Raw genomic sequence first — 22494 nt, 5'->3', positions numbered from 1 at the left:
GTTCGCGACTACGTATGTTTTTAGGCGAGACTAGACGCCAATACGAAATTCAGACATGCTCAATTTCAGCCTACAACGCAAGCCATTTTTGAAATGTCTCCAGATTCTAAAACCCCAATTTAAATTGGGGTTTTATTTTTCAACAAGAACAATATATCAATGCACCATGGAAATTTTATCTAAGAAAAACTTGGTTCTTTCATGACGCTCATCTGGCTTATTAAAGAAGTCATCGGTTGCGCAGTCTTCTAAAATTTTACCTTGATCCATGAAAATCACTCGTGACGAGACTTTTCGTGCAAAGCCCATTTCGTGGGTTACACACATCATGGTCATACCTTCTTTTGCAAGTTGGCTCATGACTTCAAGAACTTCTCCAACCATTTCTGGATCAAGTGCAGAAGTCGGTTCGTCAAATAGCATACATACTGGATCCATGCACAAACCACGTGCAATCGCAACACGTTGTTGCTGACCACCAGACAGCTGTCCGGGGAATTTGTTTTTATGTGCTGCTAAACCCACACGATCTAAGTATTGTAAAGCTTTTTTCTCAGCTTCCGATTTAGAACGTTTCAGTACTTTGACCTGTCCAATGGTCAAGTTGTCTAAAACGGTCATATGCGGGAACAATTCAAAGTGTTGGAATACCATGCCTACGCGAGAGCGAAACTGGGCGAGATCAGTTTTTGAATCTTTGAGCGCTGTTCCATCAACAATAATATTGCCTTCTTGAAATGGTTCTAATGCATTGACTGTCTTAATCAGTGTAGATTTTCCAGAACCAGATGGTCCACAAACCACCACAACCTCACCTTTTTCAATGGATGTGGTGCAATCTGTGAGAACCTGAAAATCTCCATACCATTTTGAGATATGCTGTATTTCTATCATTGGCATATTGATTCTCCAATTAACGAATTATTGCTATTTTTTGATGTAAACGCTTCACAAGTCTAGAAAGCGCAAAGGAGATACAGAAATAAACAACTGCTACAATAAGGTAGAATGTTGCTTTGGTTTCAGCACCGTAAGTATTTGCTAAAGTATTTGCATTGCCTAGGAAGTCTGGCGCACTGATCACATATACCAATGAGACATCTTGGAAAAGTACGATAGATTGAGTCAATATAACAGGCAGCATATTTCTAAATGCTTGAGGCAGTACGACATTGGACATGGTTTGTCCATAAGTGAAGCCTAAGGCATAACCTGCATTGACTTGACCTTTTGAGACAGACTGAATACCTGAACGAACAATTTCTGAAAAGAATGCAGCTTCAAAAATTGCAAAGGTCACCACACTTGAAAAGAGTGGTCCATAATAGGTATCAGATTGAAACTCAAAGAACTTTGGCAATAAAAAATAGAAAATAAAAATGACCTGAATCAGTGGAACGCCACGGAAAAAGTCAACATATGCTTTAGCAAAATTACTGGCGACTGTATTGTTGGATAAACGCATCATGGCTAAAGGTGTGCCAATCAGAATTCCACCAATAATAGATAAAATCGTCACAGTAACGGTAAACTTAAACCCTGCAATCAGTGTTTGAATCACATCCTGATTTTGTAAAATACTAAAATCCATGACTATTTACCTCCTGAACCAAGACCAGGAACAGCCATTCGTTTTTCAATCCACGCCATGATGAGCTTAATGGTGTAGGTAATGACCAAATAGACTGGTGTTGAAAGAATAAGGATCACAATATCTTGTGATGTTTCTTCTCGCATCGTTTTGGTATAAGCAAAGAAGTTTAAAACACTGAGTGCATACAGCACGGCAGAGTTCTTGAAAATGTTCATTGCTTCGGAAGTGAGTGTTGGCCATACAATTCGATATGCAACAGGAAGAATGACATAACGATAGCTTTGGCTTTGGGTGAGACCAATCGCAAAAGCTGCATTTTTTTGACCTCTGGAAACAGTATTGATTCCTGAGCGAACTTGTTCTGCAATACGGGCAGCAGTGTATAGACCCAAAGCGAATACACCAACTACTGCTGGCTTGTCATTGAGAATATTTTGCCACCATCCACCATGAACCATTTCACCACTTCCTGTGCTTAGGCTGAGTGGAAGTAGTTCTGGAAACACGAATGCCCAGAAAAAGAGTTGTACAATCAGTGGAATATTTCGAAACAGTTCGACATAACAGGTGCCAATAAATGCAAGGGGCTTGTTTGGAATCGTGCGTAAGATTCCGATTAACGAACCCAGGAGGAAAGCGATAAAAAATGCAAGTACCGCAGTCCAAACCATGGTCCAGACACCTGAACCTAACAGTTGTAACCATGTTGGTGCATCAGCAACAGGAGAGTAACTTTCACCACCTATAGCTTTACAGACGGATTCAGCCCATGCAGCCTTGTCCAAACTATATTCATTTGAGGGGAGACAATATGCTGTCCAGTTAAGTGAGCCTACTGACATGTGTGCTCCTTTGTATTTTTAATTTTGTAAAAAACTTATAGACCAGACTTTGCTTTAAGCCTGATCTATAAGCTGTGATTTGAGCACGGGATTAGTTAATGCCAGCGTCTGTAGGGTTGGCTTTAAGTTTTAAGTATGATGAACTCATTGGCATATTTAAGTTCACATTTTTGGGTGCAATTGGAGACTGGAACCACTTTTTATATAAAGCAGCCATTTGACCGTTTTTCCACATTGTGGTGACAGTTTTATCCGCAATTGCCTTATATGCTGCATCACCTTTAGGAAGCATAATGCCGTAAGGTTCAGATGAAAGTACTGGACCTACAATTTTAAAGTCTTTCGGATTTGAAGATTTAGCAATGAGACCTGCAAGAATATTGTCATCCATAACAAATGCTGCAGCACGTCCTGAAGCCACCATTGCAAATGAATCAGAATGATCTTTACCGTAAACATTGTTTACGTTGACCTTTTCACCTTTTTCACCCATTTTGATGTATTTATCAGAAGTCGTTCCTTGAGTCGTCACGACAGCTTTACCATTTAAATCTGCAATTGATTTAATTGGTGCATTTGCTTTTACTGCCATGCGTACTTCTGTAGCATAGTAGTTGGTAGAGAAGCTCACTTGTTGTTGACGTTGAACAGAGTTAGTTGTCGTACCGCATTCCATATCAATATTACCTGCCAACATTTCTGGAATACGTGTTGATGAGGTAACTGCCTTATATTCCACTTTAAGGTTAGGCATTTTGAGAGTTTTTTTCAGTTCATTGGCAAAGTTGTTGCAAATATCAACAGCATAGCCCATAGGCTTGCCGCCAACAACATAGGAAATTGGATCCGAAGACTCGCGATAACCAATGATGACTTTTCCTGATTGCTTGATTTTTGCCAAAGTATCAGCAGCTTGAACTTGTGAAAAAGCGCCACCTGCCATAAGTACGCCAAGTGCAGTGGTAAATACCTTTTTTGATAGTGCTTTAGTTGATTGTGTCATTTTGAGTTCTCCATTACATGATTATTTTGGCATTACAATAGTGCTTGTCCTTAAATTAAGCAGTTATCGTGCCAATGCTTTTCCTTGAAAGAATGATCCATCATATTTCTTTATATCATTATTTTTATACTCACTATTCCAATAAGTAAAGGATAAAAATAATAAATTTAGCAAAACTAGAAATGTGATTGGTATCACAAAGCGAAACCTATTTTATTTAAATATTTTGAAATAAATAGCCCTAAGCTCATTTATTTTTGCTTATAGTTTTTTAATCTATATTTAGATATTTGATGTCTATTTCACCAATTCCTAACTTTGACAATTTGGTAAGTTGTTCATAAAAATAATACATTTTTAAAATTTAACTTTAGCTTATAAATAATAAATATTTTTATGTAATCTATTCATTTTTTTTGCTAGTCGTCCCCTCTTTACTGTGGTATAAAAAATGAATAGGCATGAATTTTGCTTAATTTATTGAAGCAGAACAAAGTGAAATGAAGCACTGTGAGGAAGTAAAGGTATGAAGTTATCGGTTGGATTAAAAGTTGCAAACTCGTTGTCGCTTACGCCGCAACTGCAACAAGCCATTCGATTGCTGCAACTATCGAGTTTAGAACTTGAACAGGAAATTCAAATTCAACTGGACAGTAATCCTTTGCTTGAAAAAGTTGAAGAAGAAACACATGAAAGTTTGGAAAGCGTACAACAAGAACAACAAGAGTATGAGCTTTCCGATGCTTTAAATGCCAATCATTTACCTGATGAGTTGCCTGTAGATACCGATTGGGATGACGTATATACCCATCAATCTACTGCAATGGAGCGTCCAGAGTTTGAAGATCGTGAAGATAACCGCCATTCAAATGCATCATTAAAAGAGCATATGCTGGGGCAAGTGAATTTACTGCATTTTTCCCCAGTCGATAAACTGATCGCCTACTGTATTGTCGATGCGCTTGATGAAAAAGGTTTTTTGGAAGCAGATGTCGATGAAATCGTCAGTTCTGTCCAACATTTGCTACAGCAAATGGACTATGACATTGAAGTTGAAGAAGACGAGGTTCTGGTGGTCTTGAAGTATATCCAGCGGCTTGAACCGATAGGTATTGGCGCACGTAATCTTGCAGAATGTCTATTTGTGCAAATCGAGGCTTTACCTGCTCACACTCTATTTAGAAAAGAAGCTCTCATGTTATTAAAACATTATGAGCTTTTGGTCAGCAATGATCTCAATAAATTGATTAAACAGACAGGTTTGAATGCTGAGTCATTGAAATCAGCAATTGAACTGCTGAAAACCATGAAGCCTTATCCAGGGGCAGAGTTTGAGCAAAAAGAATCAGATTATCAAATTCCTGATGTGGTGGTTTCCAAAAAGAATAATCACTGGCATGTTCAACTGAATCCAGATGTTTTGCCAAAGTTGAGAATCAACTCTTTCTATTCAGGCATGATCAAGCGTGCTGATCAAAGTGATGACAACCAATATTTGCGTAATCAAATGTTGGAAGCTAAAAACTTTATCAAAAGTGTAGATGAGCGTCATAAAACGTTATTAAAAGTTGCCAGCTGTATCGTTCAGCATCAGCGTGAGTTTCTAGAAATTGGTGCAGAAGGCATGAAGCCTTTGGTGTTGAGAGATGTTGCAGAAGAAGTTGAATTGCACGAATCAACAGTATCGCGAGTCACGACCAATAAGTTTTTGTTGACCCCACTTGGTTTGTTTGAGTTGAAATATTTCTTTTCAAGTCATGTGGGGACTACTTCTGGCGGTGAAGCATCATCCACGGCAATTCGTGCCAAAATTAAAAAATTGGTGGCAGATGAAAATCCTCGTAAGCCATTGTCTGATAATACGATTGCCAATTTGTTGAAAGAGGATGGAATCGATGTTGCGCGACGTACTGTCGCAAAATATCGTGAATCGTTACATATTCCATCATCATCAGACAGAAAAGTCTTGATCTAGTTTTTAAAGTGTGGCTATTCTAATGATTCATTATGACGAAATAATGAATCGCTTGTTTGTCTTTTGGAGTAACTTAAATGATTGCATGATATTCAGCACAGTTTTTTCCTTGGTGAATTCTGTCATGGGATCGTTTTGGTTATGACTTTCATATTCCTATAAAAGGAGAGGGATGAAGCTATGCAAATTACAATTCGTGGACATCATTTAACCATTACACCTGCGATAGAAGAAAATATACGAGATAGATTCTCACAGATGACAAAGCATATTGACCAAGTAAACAGTATGCAGGTGAAATTAAGTAAAGATCATCAATTAGACAAAAGATCAAAAAAAGGCAGTGCAAATCATATTGCGGAAGCAATTGTCCGTTTGCCCGGGATTGAGCTTTTTGCACAAGCAACTGCGGACGATATGTATAATGCCATTACTAAGCTGACTGATAAATTAAAAAGACAATTAGATAAGCATCGCAAAATGCAGTTGGATTACCAGCCGATGAATATTTTAGCAAGTTAAGCTTCAATATTTTTAAGCATTTTAGAAAGAGGTTGAAAATACCTCTTTTTTTTATCTATATTTTTTGTACCAGCTAATGAATTATTTTAGTGAGTTATAGTAAAATAGCCAGTTTTTACACTGTCAGTCCTATAAAGAGGTCGATGCAATGAATAGTGAACAGCTCACTGAAATTTTAAAAGCAGCTTTTCCTGATGCTGAGGTTGCTGTCAGTGGACAAGCAGGTAAATTTGATATCCGTATTGTCGATGATCAATTTGAAGGAAAACGTCCTGTTCCTCGTCAACAAGCTGTTTATGCACCACTTAACAGTTATATTGCTAGTGGTGAGGTACATGCGGTCACTATTCGTGCAATGACTAAAGAAGAATGGCGCAAAGCCAGTATGTTTGGAGCTTAAGCGTCAATGGATAAATTTGTCATTCAAGGCGGTGTAAAACTCGAAGGTGAAGTACGCATTTCGGGTGCAAAAAATGCGGCCTTGCCTTTATTGGCTGCAATGATTCTTGCAGATACGCCTATTACTTTAAGAAATGTCCCAAATTTAAAAGATGTTCGTACCTTGGTTAAATTGATTGGTGGTCTTGGCGTCACCATGAATTATGAGGGCGAAACAGTCATTGCCGACACCGCTACGCTAGACAATCAATTTGCACCTTATGAACTGGTCAAAACTATGCGTGCATCAATCTTGGTGCTTGGTCCATTATTGGCGCGCTATGGCAGTGCGAAAGTTTCACTTCCAGGTGGTTGTGCGATTGGCTCACGCCCTGTAGACCAGCATTTAAAAGCGTTGGAAGCTTTAGGTGCGCAGATTGAGGTCGAAGCAGGTTATGTTCATGCTAAAGTTGATGGTCGCTTAAAAGGCGGTGAAGTCGTCTTTGATATGGTGACGGTAGGTGGAACTGAAAATATTTTAACTGCAGCTGTTTTGGCTGATGGGGTTACGACGATTCGTAATGCTGCACGCGAACCTGAAATTACAGATTTAGCGCAAATGCTGATTAAAATGGGCGCAAAAATTGAAGGTTTGGATACGGATACTCTGGTCGTTACTGGTGTTGAAAGCTTGCACGGCTGTGAATATTCAGTAGTTGCAGATCGAATTGAAACGGGTTCGTATCTAGCGGCAGCGGCAATCACTGGGGGGAAAGTGAAAACCACCCATACTGACCCGAATCTGCTTGAATCAGTTTTAGATAAATTTGAAGAAATGGGTGCTGAAGTAACCCGTGGTGAAGACTGGATTGAGCTTGATATGATGGGCAAGCGTCCAAAAGCAGTCAGTTTCCGTACCTTGCCTCATCCCGAATTTCCGACAGATATGCAAGCACAGATTATGGCTGTAAATGCAATTGGCCGTGGCTTTGCAACAATTTCCGAAACGATTTTTGAAAACCGTTTTATGCATGTTCCTGAATTGGCACGTATGGGTGCAAATATTCAGGTTGAAGGTAATGATGCTATTGTAACAGGTGTAGAAAAACTATCTGCTGCACCTGTAATGGCAACCGACCTGCGTGCTTCGTTCTCTTTGGTTTTGGCTGCATTGGCTGCTGAAGGCGAAACCATTGTTGATCGTATTTATCATATTGATCGTGGTTATGAGAATATCGAAGCAAAATTACAAGGTCTGGGTGCCCAAATTAAGCGAGTGAGCGAGACAAGTTAATGAGCGATATGAGAAACGATGATCCAAATTTTGACGTTATGGGCAATTTTGATCATGGTTTGACTTTGGCATTGAGTAAAGGGCGTATTCTTAAAGAAACGCTTCCTTTACTTGAAACGGCGGGGATTAACTTACTGGAAGATCCAGATAAATCGCGTAAGTTGATTTTCCCAACCACACATAAACAAGTCCGTATTTTAATTTTACGTGCTTCTGATGTGCCCACTTATGTTGAAAATGGTGCAGCAGATATTGGTGTAGCAGGTAAAGATGTATTAATGGAGCATGGCGCTCAAAATGTCTATGAACCATTAGATTTAAAAATTGCCAATTGTAAGTTAATGACTGCAGGTAAGGTGGGGATGGTGCGTCCTAAAGGGCGTTTAAAAATTGCCACAAAATATGTGAATTTAACTCGTCAATACTATGCAAGCCTAGGTGAGCAAGTGGATGTGATTAAACTCTATGGTTCAATGGAATTGGCGCCTTTAGTGGGTTTGGGTGATTATATTGTAGACGTCGTGGATACTGGCAATACTTTACGTGCCAATGGTTTAGAGCCTTTGGAAGAAATTTGCAAAGTGTCTTCACGTTTGATTGTGAACAAAGCAAGCTTTAAGCGTAAGCAAACTTTATTAAATCCCATTCTTGCACAGCTTGAAAAAGCAGTGGAAGAGCGTGAACAGCAAAAGTAGCACCCTCCAGTCAATACACAATCAAAAAACACCACTCTACGAGCGTGGTGTTTTTTTTGTAATCAAAATTTTAATAAATTATGGCATAACGAAAATTCTGTTTATGATAAAACATCATAGTCATTCATATACAAATGCTCAGATGAAAACGCCTCAACAACGTAAAAATGAATCTATTCAGAACCTTAAACAAAATTTAATTCCACATATTGATCACTTACCTGTGATCGAGTCTGTGGAAGAAGCGCAAATGCGTACCGCCGAAGAAATTGCAAAACGAGCGATTGCTTGTTTATGGGTAATTCAGGTGGCCTGTGATCTAAACAATGATCAATACGATGATGAAACTCAGGAATTTGTATTTGATATTTTAAAAAAGATGCAAGTTTTGGGCGAATTGACCGAAAAAGAAAGGGCGATTTTAAATCGTGATGCTTCCGAACAAGATGTTGTCAATATGGTTTGGAAATATGAAGCCTATTGGATTTTGTTATGGGCTTTAGGCATCGTGGATGAGCTGAGCTATCCTGATCATATTATTGATTGTGATTTTGCGATTCAGGCGGTGACCTCTTGTGAAACATTTGAGGCATTTATGGCAAAAGTAAAATTACGGGAGATTGACGAAATTTTAGATCAAGCAGATTTAATTTATCGTTATGACTGGGCATGTGTCGATGCACGTTTAAAACAACAACAAGCGCCTGCGAATCTAAACTCATCGGTTGTGGTTGAACGACACGGTGCATTGAATTGGCTAATTCAGGCTGAAAGCGACTGGGATTATCCAGATGTGAGTACTTAAATCAGATTTTGTCTGATCAGCAGAATTCCTCATCAGACTTTTCTATCAAACTAAGTTGAATTGACCATGTGATCTTTGCCCACAAGATGTTCAAAACAAGGTAAACTAAATCTTTCTTAAACAACCTTGTGGGTAAATTGATGCGACGTTTATCGACTCAAGAGCAGAACTTTAAACAAGTCTTTGCTGACTTGTTAGCTTTTGAAACAGTGAGTGATCCTGAGCTTTTAAAAACAGTAGACCAAATTATTGCAGATGTGCGTCAGCATGGCGATGCACATGTATTAAAACTCACTCAACAGTTCGATCGACATCCAGCGCATCAATTTTCAGATTTAGAACTGTCACAAACCCAATTAAAAGCAGCATTTGAAGGCTTAACTGTTGAAATCCGCGAAGCCTTGGAAATGGCGGCACAACGCATTCGTTCATTTCATCAAGCACAAAAACAAGAAGGTTGGACTTATATTGATGAGTTGGGCAACACCCTCGGTCAAAAAGTGACACCTTTAGATCGTGTTGGGATTTATGTGCCAGGCGGTTTGGCTTCATATCCTTCTTCTGTGCTGATGAATGCCATACCTGCACATGTTGCGGGTGTAAAAGAAATCATCATGGTTGTACCTGCGCCAAACGGTGAATTAAATCCTTTGGTCTTGGCTGCTGCATATTTGGCAGGTGTACATCGTGTATTTACCATTGGTGGTGCTCAGGCTGTTGCGGCATTGGCGTATGGCACAGAAACTATTCCACAGGTGGATAAAATCACTGGACCAGGCAATCGTTTTGTTGCTGCTGCAAAACGTGCGGTTTTTGGACAAGTGGGTATTGATATGATTGCTGGACCTTCTGAGATTCTGGTTTATGCAGAAGGTGAGAATAACGCCCAGTGGTTAGCGATGGATGTATTGTCGCAAGCAGAACATGATGCTGTGGCACAGGCGATTTTTATTACACCAGATGAACAGCTTTTAAACGATGTGGAGCAGGCAATTGAGGCTCATTTGTCTGCTTTGCCAAAAGCGGAAATTGCGCGAACTTCAATTGCCAATCGTGGTGCATTGGTTTTGGTGAGAAACCGTCAAGAAGCGATTGATTTAATTAATCAGGTTGCGCCAGAGCACTTGGAGTTGTGTCTGGATGACGCCCAGTTGATGTCAGAAAAGATTCGCCATGCAGGTGCGATCTTTATGGGGCGTTATACACCAGAAGCGATTGGTGATTATTGTGCAGGTCCTAACCATGTATTGCCAACATCGGGCACAGCACGCTTTTCATCACCTTTGGGTGTTTATGATTTCCAGAAACGTTCAAGTTTAATCATGTGTTCTGAGCAAGGCGTAAAATCACTTGCGAAAACTGCAGATATTCTTGCTCAGCAAGAAGATTTGGATGCGCATGCGAGATCTGCACGATACCGTTACCAGTAATTAAATTGAATACCTCATTGATCATGTAATACATGTTCCTCTCAAAGCAAAAGGGTGGAAATTATCTAAAATAGAATGCTGGCTATGCAGCATTCCTTTGGATAGGTTTAAATTACCTGCTCTAAACGGACCTTTAGATTTGCTGCTAAAGTATTGAAAGGGATGGATGAGGAAAATAAGAGATAAGAAAATGTCAAAGATTAGCCCTGAACAAATGCGTTTTTGGAGCCCTGAAGTACGTGAATTAGAACCGTATATTCCAGGGGAACAGCCGAAAATTCAAAATTTATTAAAACTGAATACCAATGAAAATCCTTATCCGCCATCGCCGAAAGTGGTTGAAGCGGTTCAGGCGGTTTTGGAAAATTCTGCAGATGCGCTGCGACTCTATCCCGATCCAGATGCAACTGCACTGAAACAGGCAATTGCTCAACAACAACATGTCAATATTGCCAATGTTTTTGTCGGTAATGGTTCAGACGAAGTTCTCGCCCATATTTTTAAAGCTTTCTTCGTTCAAGATCAGCCCATCCTCTATCCAGATATTACCTATAGTTTCTATCCTGTTTACAGTCAGTTTTTTGGGCTTTCGGCTAAAACAAAAATCATTCCTTTAAATGACCAGTTTGAGATCGTGGTGGATGATTATCAACAGCCCAATGGTGGAATTATTATTACCAATCCAAATGCGCCCACCAGTATTGCACTAGGTTTGGATGCCATTGAAAAGGTTCTGCAATCCAATCCAGATGTTGTGGTTGTGATTGATGAAGCTTATGTTGATTTTGGTGCAGAGTCTGCCGTGCAGTTAGTTGAGAAATATGAGAATTTGGTTGTCTGTCAAACGACTTCAAAATCTCGTTCTCTGGCTGGATTACGCGTTGGATTTGCGATTGCACAGCCGCACCTGATTGCAGCACTAGAAGCTGTTAAAAATAGTTTTAACTCATACCCAATTGATCGTTTTGCCATAGCTGCTGCTGTTGCATCATTTGAAGATCAAGATTACTTTGAAGCCCAGTGTCAAAAAGTGATTCTCAGCCGAGATAAACTTGTGGCAGATTTAGAGGCGATAGGTTTTAACGTACTGCCATCTAAAGCAAATTTTATCTTTGCATCTTTACCTTCTAAAGATGCTGGTGAACTTGCACAAGCGTTACGTGCAAAGGGAATTATTGTACGTTATTTCAATAAGCCTCGTATTAACCAGTTCTTACGAATTACGATTGGTACAGACGAACAGAATCAACGGCTTGTCGATACTTTAAAGCAGGATATCTTGACTTAAAGCTTAGTAATAAGTGCGGTAGAGATTGAAGCCGCCATCTCAATGAATATCTGGGAGAGGGGAACATATGTTCCCCTCATCTAAAAAAAACCAACGAACATTTGCTGACTTGGCTCGCATTCAATGAATTACAGAAAAACACTGTATAAATGAAGACTTGCCCCCAAACTGTCGCGCGAGGGATGTTTTCGAGTATCATGTTCACCAAGCGTTTTATCTGGGACCCAGGTTATTGATCTTCTGAAGCTGCTTGATACCAAGTATTGAGTAAATCAAGCATTGCAGAAACTTTATCAAAACATTCCTGATATTCAGCATCGCAATCAGAAGCAATGGTAATTCCACCACCTGCCCATACAGAAACGTTATTCTGAAATTTTTGAATAGAACGGATTAAAATATTCCAAGATCCTGTGCCATCAAAATTAAAATATCCCAAAGAACCACAATAAGCGCCACGTGGAGCACTCTCTAGCTCCTCAATAATTTGCATTGCCCGAATTTTCGGTGCACCAGTGATTGACCCACCAGGCAATGCCGTCAAAAGTACATCAAATGGATTGACTTCAGGTTTTAATATTGCTGTGACTTCACTCACCATGTGGTGGACTTGATTAAAAGATTCAATATTGAACAGTTGAGGTGTTTTCACTGAACCTGTTTCAGCATATACACTTAAGTCATTACGTAACAAATCTACGATCATGACATTTTCAGCCTGATCTTTTTGAGAATGAATTAATCGATCCTTGGACTGTTGATCTAAAACTGGGTCATTATAACGAGGCATCGTGCCTTTGATCGGCTTGGTGATAATTTTACGCTCAGCTTTAAAATCAATAAATAATTCAGGTGAACAACTCAACAATTCAAAATCATCAAGTTTTAAATAGCCCGAATATGGGGCGTCGGTCAATTTCCAGAAATGTTCAGCTGTATCTAAAAGTAGCCCTTGCGCCTGTGCAGTGAATTCTTGAGTCAAATTGATTTGATAGCAATCACCCGCCTTGATGTATTCTTGGACTTGGCTAAAGGCGCGTGCATAGTCTTGTTTTGTCCATGTCGCCTTACAGAGCGTGTCCAGTTTAAATTTGCTTAATGCATGATCTGTATTTAAAAGGTTTTGTATGAATCTAAAAAATTCTTCTGCACATGATTCCGCACTATAGAAAACCAATTGTTGATTTTCGATATGAATAAAAGTTTGATACACACCCATATAAAAATTTGGTTGGGCTTTAGCTGTGCAATCAATATGTTGAGTGCTGGCATAATTGTAGTCTATAAACCCAATATAGCCACCTTGAAACTTTTCAACGCTATTTGCGGAGCTAAGTGGATTGAAATAAAAAAAATTATTGAGCTTGTTGGTATTTTGAACTTTTTGATAATTCGTAAAGCCGCTTCGTGTATAAGTTTCATATTGCTGTGAAGTCGAAATACAATACTTTTCAGGTAAGAAGGCGATGATATCTTGTCCTGAATTTTTTAAATAGACACAACCAAAAAGCGAGTGAAGTCGATGTAATAGTGTAGCAATACTGTTTGGTGGAAAATCTAATAACTTCCGAAACATAGGGAGATTGAACTCAAAAAGAAAAAGAGATTGGTCAGGGATATTCTACCTGAAAACTCAGGTGAAAAAACTGTTTACCGTTTATCGGTTTCATCAGCTTTTTGATAAACAGCAGTTGAACAAAAAGTAACATCCAGTTAACTTAAAAGGGCAAAACGGACTACTCAAGGATTGGTGTTCTAAGTTGTAAAACAACTAAAAACAACAGGGAACTACGGAGAGTGGTTAAAAATGAAAAAAAATGCTCTTGGGAGAGTACGGACTATGAAATTATTTACTAAACTTGCTTTAGTTTCTGCTGTTGCTGTTAGCTCAAATGCAATGGCTCTGCAAGCAATGGATGATGCAGCACTGAGTGCAACGACTGGTCAGGATGGTATTTCCATAGGGATTGGGATATCGAAAGTCGATATTGCCAAAGTTCATGTTTTTGATGGTGATGGCTTATCTGCAACAGCTAAACTTTCAGATGGTGTAAATGGTGCTACTGATGGTACACCAATTACAGGTGGTACAGCTAAAGCTGGTGCAATCACGATTAACAATGTTGTATTAACAGCAAATACTGCCTCTTTGTTAAGCAGCCATAACTTAGCTGATATTACTATTGATACTGATGGTAATGGTGGTAGTCCATTCCTAAATATTGGTGCTGCGGTTTCTGGTCTAAATATTTCTTTGGGCAAAATCGAAGTTAATGATGTAGATGCTACAACTACAAATAGTCCTTATAAAGTTGGTACTGGTACTGCGACCATCTTAAATGGTTTAACTTTAACGACTGGTAAAACTGCTGCAAACATTCAATTGGGTAATACGCCACAAGGCGCAATGATCAAACTGGCTGGTAGCATGACTGGTGGTTTAACAATCAGTAATCTATCATTACATGATGCATCTACTGGTGGTGGCGGTGATATCGTTCTTGGCTCTATTAAATTAACAGATACAGGTTCTGCGAATTTATCTACAGATGCTGCGATTGCTGTTCGTGCAGCAGGTGTGAATGGTGCAACTGCTGACGGATTGCAAATCACGGCGATGACCAAACCGACTGATATTTATATCCAAAAAATTCAATTGGGTAGTTCTTCAGCCGCTTCAATCGGTGATGTAGCAATCAGTGGTTTGAAAGTTTATAACGGTACTGCAGGTACAACACCTGGTGCTGTGATTACAATTGCTGGTCACTAAGTTAACACTAGAAATATGAAAAGACGCATGCAGAGCATGCGTCTTTTTTTTACAAAAAAACCTTGTAAAAGCGACAAAAGTTCAAAAAAAGACTGTTTTTTTTTTCAAAAAACGGTATCTTCTAGTTTCAGGGAAGTAGAGTGTTCACTCTAAAAATAAAATCAGCACTTTAGGCAAAATACTGCCGATACTTGATAGTTAAAATTATGTTAGAAATTACTTTAGGTTCGGCATTAATGTACTATTTTGCCAACCATGCACTAGATGTAAAACCCAAGCCAAAGGATGCTGTCTATTACACTGAGCTTGCGGATTCTCGGGACCCATCATTTTCACGAAATCATCGTGAGATGGTTCATATTAAACCTGCTTTAGAAAATCAATTCCGAGGTATCGTGCGTCAGGCATATGACTATAGTTGTGGCTCTGCGGCACTCACAACCTTGCTGAATGGATATGTTGGGACAAATTTGACAGAACAGCAAACCATGGAAGGTTTATTACGTTTTGGGGAATACAATCGTATTATCGAACGTCGAAGTTTTTCGCTGTTGGACATGAAACGTTTTGTTGCAGCAATTGGTTATGAAAGTGGAGGCTTTAGAGGAGAATTCACAGACTTAATTAATCAGAATCAACCTGTGATTGTGCCGATTTCTTATGCAGGATTTAAACATTTTGTCGTATTTAAAGCGTATAAAGATGGTCGAGTCTATGTGGCTGACCCTGCATTAGGAAATATTAGTTTTGACCAGGAGCGCTTTAAGCAAGTTTGGGAAAATAATACTTTATTTATGATTAATGCGCCCAAAGACCAACAACGGAATATGTTGGCTTTACAAGAGGCGGATATGCGTCATGTTGATGATGCAACAATTAATCGCTATGCCTTGGTAGAAGCTCAATATTCAACAGATTACGTCAATAGATTGGCAGATAAAGCATCAACCATGCGTAAAGTAATTGACCTAGATACCAAGTCAGCAACCTATAATCAGCCAATTACAACCTACCTACGACTCTATTATAAACGTAAGTAAAAGATGGACTAAAAATTACATAACTGAATTGGATTTTTTGGGATAGGAATAATATGAATAATCAATGGATGAAAAGAACTTTACTTGCAGTGAGTATTCAGTTTGCAATCGGAAGTTTATATGCGGCTGAAACAAATACTGAGGTTGATGCAAGTGCTGATACAGCAGTAGATCAAGCTGTTCCAGCTAAAGAAGAAGTACAGATCAATAAGGATGAAACAAAATCTTTAGCACCAAAGTCAGGCTCTCAAGCCGCTGAAGCATTACAAAAGAAAGAAGGGGATGCTTCTCAAGAAACGAACTTGCAAGAAGTTTTTACATCCAATGAACGTCAGTATTCCTTGATTAAAAAAGGTGAAATATCAACTTTCTATGATTTGGATTATTCATACTATCGCGATTCACAACTGAATTTGGGTATTAATGAAGGTACTGCTTACCAACTTCGTGTAGATGAAGATGCAAGTCATACCATTACCAATACTTTTACAGTGCAATATGGTGTCAGAGACAACTTAACGTTTACGGCTTCTTTGCCCTTTATTGCCAAATCAGACAGCTTAAAAGATGCAACGGCAGCAGGTCTGGGAGATATCAACCTAGGCGCGCGCTGGGAACCTTTTCCGCTTAAAGCCGGTCGTTTACCACTGATTTTATTTGGTAGTGTATCGACAAAAACAGGTGATAGCCCATACGAGATTAATCCGAATACAGACCTTTCCACAGGTAAGGGCTATTATTCTGTGGGTGTTGGCGCAAGTACCCGAAAATATATTGACCCTGTTGTATTATTTGCTTCAGTTTCAGCCAACTATGGATTTAAAGAAACCGGTTTAAATCAAGTACGTGGCGGTGGTAATGCCAATGGTCAGGGGGGGCAACAGCTTGGTCAAAGGGTGTTGGAAGAATTTGATCCTGGAATGACAGGCGGTTTCTCATTCGGTTTCGCGTATTCATTTAACTATGATGTCTCCATGACCATGTCATATCAACAATCATTTAATATGAATACTTCATTTACATATCAGGCAAATCCATCGACCCCAGAAAGGGGACGTGAAAAATATGATGCTGCTAATCAGTCAAGCGGTATGTTCTCGATTGCTCTGGGTGTGCGTGTAAATCCTGAAACCATTGTGAATGGTACGTTGGGAATTGGTTTAACTGAAGATTCACCAGATATTTCACTTGGGTTGTCTTTCCCATTAGATATTATTGGCTTTGGTAAGAAAAAAGCTCGCTAAGGAGTGTAAGGTATGAAAAACATACGTTTGCGCCCATTAGTAACAGCAATTTTATTAACAGGGTGTTCAACTCAAGTATTTGCGCATTTAGGGCTTAACCTATCTGTAGACATACGTTCATTGACTATGGGGAATGCCGTTACCGCAGATCCGCCAGGAATTAGTGCAATTCATTTTAACCCGGCCGGGCTGACTAAACTCAAAGGTCTACAGACAGACGTACAGGGCATCATTGCTAATTTTGATGTTCAACGGGAGTTTTCTGCTCCACCAGGCTACAACGTATTTGGTTATTCTGATGATCCTTTGATCTGTAATGATGCCCCCGATAATCCTTCCAGCTTATGTACGGACTATAAAGACTCTGTACGTGGTGACGTTGAATATGCAAGTTTATATATTCCTATTTTAAAGAAAGTTGTGGATTTGGGACCAGGTTGGCCGGTATTGGCGCCTACAGGTGGGGTTTCCTATAATCCACCAGGTTCAAAATTAACGTATGCAACGGCAGCTTATGCACCTATGGTGGCGGGATTTGGTTCAGAAGATAAAAATCCCGGCAACTTTATGGGTCAACAGGTTGCCATTGAACGTATTACATATCTATCACCTTCTGTCGCATATCAAGTCAATGATCAACTCTCTTTGGGGGCTTCTATTGGGATGTCATATAATGCGATGGCATTGAAGACCGATTTACGCTTCCCAAATGAAATGATCGGTGTATTGCGAATGGTGGATGAGTCTGTTTGTGGTCCATTCCGAAATAACTCCAATATGATCACCGATCTCTTGCTATTTGGTATTTGTAATGCCAATGAGGGAATGAATCCGTTTGGGCAGTTCGGAAAGATGCAGGTGTCTTTGGAGCAAAGTCTTAGCCCAAGCTATAACCTGGGTCTCATGTGGGAGCCAACTGAGAATTTCGGTTTTGGTATGGTCTATCAAAGCTCGGCAAAAATGCGTATGAAAGGTAAATATTTCATTGACAATGCCAACGCACCACGCGAACTGATTAAAGGTTTGAACTCCTCTGCAACCGGACAGATTCTTGCTGCGATTCTAGGATTCCCTGGTTATATACCGCCGACAGAATCTGGTTTGATCGCAATGGATTTGGAATATCCAGCACATTTTCAAGCAGGGATAAAATATAAGGTTTTACCCGATTTACAAGTGAATTTTGATGTTGGATGGACGGACTTTAAAGCGTGGGAAAAATTCCAATTTGAATTTGATCGCCAAATTTCAGCATTAAAAATTGCTAAACTTTTATCCAATCAAGTTACAGATACCTCATTGGCTTTCCCTCTTGGCTTTAAGTCACCATGGAGTTGGGGAATTGGTGTGGAATATTCAGCAAATGACCGTTTAAAACTTCGAGCAGGTTATGAACCTCGCGCAAGTGCGATTCCTGATGATAAAAGAAATACCATGGTACCGATTAATAATGCCCAGTTATTCGGTTTAGGTTTGGGTTACCGTTTTGATGAAGATACCGATATTGATTTATCTGTGGGCTTTCTACGCAGCCGCGATAATATTCCTGCAAACACCAGTAGTTTATCGAATAAGACAGGGGTAGATAACTTACTGCTCAATCCATATGCTGGATTGAATGTAAAAACAAATACCAAAGTCACAATTCTAGGGCTCAATTACAGAACGAGATGGTAATGCGTTTAAAAGCTGAAAAAAAAATAGTTTTGAATTCTTTGTGGCTAGCATTGACTGTTAGCCTAGCCACATCAGCTTGTTATGCATCCAGTTTCTATACCATTATCGGACCTGATGGGCATCCGATGATTATTCAAAAACCTGAATCACCAACACAACCTGAAACTAAGCAAAAAAATAATCATAAGAATGAAAGCAAAACGATAAAGTCTGTTGAGGCTATTCAACCTCAATCCAATACAGCACAAAATGAAAAGATGACTCAACCTGAGCGTCTTTCTACAAGTGCTCCAGAGCAAAAAAAATCAGTCGTATCCCTCACTGAACATTCATCGGAAATCCAAGCAAAGCAACAAAAAAAGGTTAAGGATTTACCACAACCACAACCACAACCACAACCACAACCACAACCACAACCACAACCACAACCATCACAGATTGTTCCGTCCTCAGTAAAGAAACATGAACAAGAAAAAAAGGCTGTAGTTGTTCCAGAAACCAAAACTGCTGAAATAGCTAAATCACAACATGAAGCTAAACAAGTCGAAAAACAACAAAAGAGTTTAACGACTCAGAACTCACCAGTTTCCAAAGCTGTGCTTAAAACGCAGAGTATTCAAGAGACTGAAGACAAAAACTTTACCATCATTGATGGCGAAAAGTATGTAAATAATGAATATCTGGAAGATCGTGAATTTAACCTAGAGGGGAAAAAGCGATTTTATATGACCCCAGAGATTGGCGCAGTACATGGACGTTATGAAACCATTGAACGCCAAAAAGGACTCAGTACAAGTCTCTTAAACCGTATTCGAGGCAATCCAGAAACTGATGAAAAAAAACCAGTGGTCCTCGCTTCAACTTATTTCCGTTTACCTAAAGATGAAGTGGTTCATAATTTAGAACAAGCCTGTTTCTCAGGTAAAAAAATACTTAAAGCAAAAGCTTTATCATCTAAAAATCAAGAGATTGGTTTATGGCCAGTTGCTCCGATTAAAGAGCATTTTGCGTATGAGGTAGTGAAATTAGATGCTCAGGTACAAAATATCCTTTTAACTTCCTATGCATCCTCTTCCAAGACACAGAGCTACTATTGGCCTTTAGTTGTATTTCTAGATGAACAGGGCTGTGTAATCGAAGGTGTGAGTGGCTTTAAAAATGAAGAATCTCATGACAACAATTTACAATATGCCGCAATGGAAGGTGTGTTGAGAAAACCCGAAAAAGCGACTTATCTATTTTTAACACCGTTATCCTCAGCTATAGATGTTGAAAATAAACAGTTAACAAATCATGGACAAATTAAGCTGAGTGTTATTCAGTAAGGACGAGATTATGAAAAAAAGATTATTAGCCCCTTTCGTTTTAACGAGTTTAGGTTTAGCACTTACTGGTTGTGGTGGTGAAAGTTCAACAGTCAATGAAGACCCGTACAAAGGTATTGTAACTTATACCAATGGCTGTGATGCATCTTATGAAAAATGTTTAGGTTTTTATGTTGATTATCCAGTGACTGGATTAAATTTTGATTGTAGTACAGATACCCGAAATCATTTCACCACCAAATTAGAAGGTGGTTTGGCTTCTGGAGGCTGCTTAATTGGTGACAAGGCAAAGTTTTATATTCAGGGTTCTGAATCACAACGTAAAATTGTTTTGGGGGAGGTAGATTTAAACAAAATTCGCCCTCTAAAAGTCAATGGACAACCTGCTGCAATTGGTTTGATTGATATTGCAACTGCCATGACTGGTAAAGCACCAGCCAATATGGATATGAATGATGACACCTTTAAAGTCATGGTTGGCTTGGTTCGCGTTTTCCAAGCGATTGGTGTAGAGCAAAATACTCACCAAGTTGGGGATATTCAACCTATCGAATTATCAGATAATTTAAAAAATAACCTTAAAGATTTACCTGCGGATATTGGTGTTGCCGATTTTCTTGATGGCAGTTACATCGAGAAATTAAAACCATGGCTCAATCTTGAAACTGTCGATAATGCTTCGGCACAGTTAACAGCCCAGCGTTTGATTCAACAGTCGCTGGTTAATATTTATTCTACAAACTTCCTGATTTTTAGTGGAGCAAATGTTGATATCCAAGGCTTTACAGGGAAGAGTGACTTAAATACCAAGAACGAATCGATAGCCAATATGTATCTCGTGACGGATCGCCAAGGCTATACCACAGGTTATGCAATGCAATGGATAGGTGTTCCGCAAAAAGTCGAAGGTAGCACCATTGCTGATTCATTGTTAAAGTTCCTGTTACTTAATCAAGTGGTTCCACAAAAATTAGATGTCAATCCACAGCAAGGTTGGATCAGTCCATTAACCCGAAAAATCAGCAATCCATTGATATTCAAAAAAGATCAAACAACAACAGATCAACTGAGCATTTATCAAGGTACATTACTGAACAATACCAATGTGGCGGGTACCGAATATATGTATAAGCGTGCGACTGGTGCAACCACTGCACCGACAGATACGACGGTTTATGGCAAGTGGCGCCAGACATTCGCTGGAGATCAGCTTTCAGGTGGCATTGATATTTATAAAACCAATCCTGCGAACTACTTGGACCGAAGAGTTTTCCTGACTAAAAATACAGTAAAAACTGGTGAAAAATATTACTTCCCGCTCTATGCCAATATTACATTTAACTTTACCAATCCAGAAGTCAACCCAAATACCCAAACATTAGGGATTGTAATTGATGAAAATGGGGATATCCGTACTAACTTGGGGCGAAATGGTGCTTTAAATTCAAATACCTGTTCGGATGTCGATCCGAATACGTACATTGATAAAGAAACAGGTGTTCAACAATATCGACTGGGAACGACAGGTACGGCTTATATCAATGGTGATATTGAAAAATCAATTACAATGCGTATGATTCTGGCGAATCCTGTTTTTGGAAGTCTTGATGGTGCTTTGGTGGGATTAAATGAGAGATTGGTCGTTACTCCAACAAGCGGCACCACAACCGATGATTTAAATAAAGCTTCAGTGTCGTCTGGCGGTATCCGTTTAAACCTTCAACGATTGATCAATGAGCAAAATACTTCTAGTGGTGTCAATATTACCAGTTGGGATGGAGACAAAACCATTACGGCAACTTGGGTCAATTTACAGGCAGTTTATCAGGCAATCTATAACAATACAGATGCGAATAAAGATAAACTCACGCCTGAACAAAAAGAGTTGGCGAAGCGTCAACAAGGAACTTTATCGGTAAGTTTGCCACAATGTTATACAGTGAAAACCAAATAATCTCACTGTGACAAAAAATCCCCCAATAGAGATTGGGGGATTTTTTATGCTGTCTGTATAGGTAAATCTAAATAAAATACTTTGATAGTCAACCTGTTTGGTCTAGACGTGTTCCTAATGTTTCGAGGTGCATCGGAAAGACATTATTTTTTCGATCTTCAAAATAATGGCGTAATGTACGTTCAACGCTTGGAAATGCCAAATCATTCCAAGGGATTTCATGTTCTTCAAATAATCGGCTTTCGAGTGTTTCTTCCCCAGCACCAAAAAAACCATCTTTAATTTGTGTTTTAAACAACACATAAATCTGTCCAATACGGGGAATATTATACATACAGTACAATTGTTCGATGTCCACTTCTGCTTCTGACTCTTCACGCGTTTCACGTGCTGCACCTTGCTCCATGGTTTCGAACAGTTCCATATATCCAGCTGGTAATGTCCAAAGTCCATAACGGGGCTCTATTGCACGGCGACAAAGTAAAACTTTACCTTCCCAGAGGGCAAGTGCGCCGCAAATAACTTTAGGATTAACATAATGAATGGTGCCACAGTGCGTACAAACTTTACGGATTTTTTGATCACCTAAAGGAATTTTTTCGATTGTCGAATGACCACAAACACTGCAAAAACTCATAAGCTTCATTGAAAATGTGAG

The 22494-nt window shown here is 39.3% G+C and carries 20 protein-coding genes; 14 read left to right on the top strand and 6 right to left on the bottom strand.

Going from position 1 to position 22494, the window contains the following annotated elements; translation table 11 throughout:
- Nucleotides 1–156: 156 nt before the first annotated feature.
- The 4 genes from IMO47_RS04580 to IMO47_RS04565 form a co-directional block, all read right to left on the bottom strand.
- Nucleotides 157–900, bottom strand: coding sequence for an amino acid ABC transporter ATP-binding protein (locus IMO47_RS04580; RefSeq protein ID WP_196076469.1), 744 nt, complete (start codon nucleotides 898–900; stop codon nucleotides 157–159).
- 13 nt (nucleotides 901–913) lie between these two features.
- Nucleotides 914–1591, bottom strand: a complete 678-nt coding sequence (locus IMO47_RS04575; protein WP_196076468.1) for an amino acid ABC transporter permease — start codon at nucleotides 1589–1591, stop codon at nucleotides 914–916.
- 2 nt (nucleotides 1592–1593) lie between these two features.
- Nucleotides 1594–2436 (bottom strand): amino acid ABC transporter permease, encoded by an 843-nt coding sequence (locus IMO47_RS04570; RefSeq protein ID WP_196076467.1) that lies wholly within the window; start codon nucleotides 2434–2436, stop codon nucleotides 1594–1596.
- A 91-nt stretch (nucleotides 2437–2527) separates the two neighbouring features.
- A complete protein-coding gene (locus IMO47_RS04565) occupies nucleotides 2528–3439 on the bottom strand; it encodes an amino acid ABC transporter substrate-binding protein (protein ID WP_196076466.1) in 912 nt (303 codons plus the stop codon).
- Between the two features lie 526 nt (nucleotides 3440–3965).
- Between IMO47_RS04565 and IMO47_RS04560 the strand changes: the two genes are divergently transcribed.
- The 8 genes from IMO47_RS04560 (at nucleotide 3966) to hisC (ending at nucleotide 11826) form a co-directional block, all read left to right on the top strand.
- Nucleotides 3966–5414, top strand: coding sequence for an RNA polymerase factor sigma-54 (locus IMO47_RS04560; RefSeq protein WP_196076055.1), 1449 nt, complete (start codon nucleotides 3966–3968; stop codon nucleotides 5412–5414).
- A gap of 180 nt (nucleotides 5415–5594) precedes the next feature.
- Nucleotides 5595–5936: a ribosome-associated translation inhibitor RaiA gene (gene raiA / locus IMO47_RS04555; RefSeq protein WP_196076054.1), complete on the top strand. Its 342-nt coding sequence runs from the start codon at nucleotides 5595–5597 to the stop codon at nucleotides 5934–5936.
- A gap of 148 nt (nucleotides 5937–6084) precedes the next feature.
- Entirely contained in the window at nucleotides 6085–6336 is a 252-nt protein-coding gene (gene ibaG / locus IMO47_RS04550; RefSeq protein ID WP_196076053.1) for a BolA family iron metabolism protein IbaG, read from the top strand.
- Between the two features lie 6 nt (nucleotides 6337–6342).
- A complete protein-coding gene (murA, locus tag IMO47_RS04545; protein ID WP_196076052.1) occupies nucleotides 6343–7608 on the top strand; it encodes a UDP-N-acetylglucosamine 1-carboxyvinyltransferase in 1266 nt (421 codons plus the stop codon).
- Complete coding sequence (gene hisG / locus IMO47_RS04540; RefSeq protein WP_004830084.1) at nucleotides 7608–8303, top strand: ATP phosphoribosyltransferase; 696 nt, start codon at nucleotides 7608–7610, stop codon at nucleotides 8301–8303. Before murA ends, hisG begins: the two co-directional genes overlap by 1 nt.
- Nucleotides 8304–8445: 142 nt before the next feature.
- A complete protein-coding gene (locus tag IMO47_RS04535; RefSeq protein WP_196076051.1) occupies nucleotides 8446–9108 on the top strand; it encodes a DUF4272 domain-containing protein in 663 nt (220 codons plus the stop codon).
- Between the two features lie 128 nt (nucleotides 9109–9236).
- The gene (gene hisD / locus IMO47_RS04530; RefSeq protein WP_196076050.1) at nucleotides 9237–10538 is read left to right on the top strand and encodes a histidinol dehydrogenase; all 1302 of its coding nucleotides are present in this window, start codon (nucleotides 9237–9239) and stop codon (nucleotides 10536–10538) included.
- A gap of 190 nt (nucleotides 10539–10728) precedes the next feature.
- Nucleotides 10729–11826 (top strand): histidinol-phosphate transaminase, encoded by a 1098-nt coding sequence (gene hisC, locus IMO47_RS04525; RefSeq protein WP_196076049.1) that lies wholly within the window; start codon nucleotides 10729–10731, stop codon nucleotides 11824–11826.
- A 229-nt stretch (nucleotides 11827–12055) separates the two neighbouring features.
- Here the strand turns inward: hisC and IMO47_RS04520 are convergent, their stop codons facing one another.
- Entirely contained in the window at nucleotides 12056–13402 is a 1347-nt protein-coding gene (locus tag IMO47_RS04520; protein WP_196076048.1) for an anthranilate synthase component I family protein, read from the bottom strand.
- Between the two features lie 264 nt (nucleotides 13403–13666).
- On the opposite strand from IMO47_RS04520, the gene IMO47_RS04515 reads away from it, so the two are divergent.
- From IMO47_RS04515 to IMO47_RS04490, 6 genes are all read left to right on the top strand, one after another.
- A complete protein-coding gene (locus tag IMO47_RS04515; protein WP_196076047.1) occupies nucleotides 13667–14596 on the top strand; it encodes a DUF6160 family protein in 930 nt (309 codons plus the stop codon).
- A gap of 206 nt (nucleotides 14597–14802) precedes the next feature.
- A complete protein-coding gene (locus IMO47_RS04510) occupies nucleotides 14803–15636 on the top strand; it encodes a C39 family peptidase (RefSeq protein ID WP_196076046.1) in 834 nt (277 codons plus the stop codon).
- 53 nt (nucleotides 15637–15689) lie between these two features.
- Nucleotides 15690–16880 carry a hypothetical protein gene (locus tag IMO47_RS04505; protein WP_196076045.1) on the top strand — a complete coding sequence of 397 codons (1191 nt, stop codon included), beginning with the start codon at nucleotides 15690–15692 and terminating at the stop codon, nucleotides 16878–16880.
- Between the two features lie 12 nt (nucleotides 16881–16892).
- A complete protein-coding gene (locus IMO47_RS04500; RefSeq protein WP_196076044.1) occupies nucleotides 16893–18557 on the top strand; it encodes an outer membrane protein transport protein in 1665 nt (554 codons plus the stop codon).
- The gene (filE, locus tag IMO47_RS04495) at nucleotides 18557–19882 is read left to right on the top strand and encodes a putative pilus assembly protein FilE (protein ID WP_196076043.1); all 1326 of its coding nucleotides are present in this window, start codon (nucleotides 18557–18559) and stop codon (nucleotides 19880–19882) included. Before IMO47_RS04500 ends, filE begins: the two co-directional genes overlap by 1 nt.
- Nucleotides 19883–19892: 10 nt before the next feature.
- Nucleotides 19893–21836 carry a hypothetical protein gene (locus IMO47_RS04490; protein WP_196076042.1) on the top strand — a complete coding sequence of 648 codons (1944 nt, stop codon included), beginning with the start codon at nucleotides 19893–19895 and terminating at the stop codon, nucleotides 21834–21836.
- A gap of 88 nt (nucleotides 21837–21924) precedes the next feature.
- Here IMO47_RS04490 and IMO47_RS04485 read toward each other — a convergent pair whose 3' ends face one another.
- Entirely contained in the window at nucleotides 21925–22473 is a 549-nt protein-coding gene (locus tag IMO47_RS04485; RefSeq protein WP_196076041.1) for an NUDIX hydrolase, read from the bottom strand.
- Nucleotides 22474–22494 lie beyond the last annotated feature (21 nt).

Source organism: Acinetobacter sp. Res13-Abat-PEC15-P4-01 (assembly GCF_015676285.1).
GTDB lineage: Bacteria > Pseudomonadota > Gammaproteobacteria > Pseudomonadales > Moraxellaceae > Acinetobacter > Acinetobacter nematophilus.
Note: the sequence above shows the minus strand (reverse complement) of the source record. Positions and strands in the feature narration are given on the sequence as shown.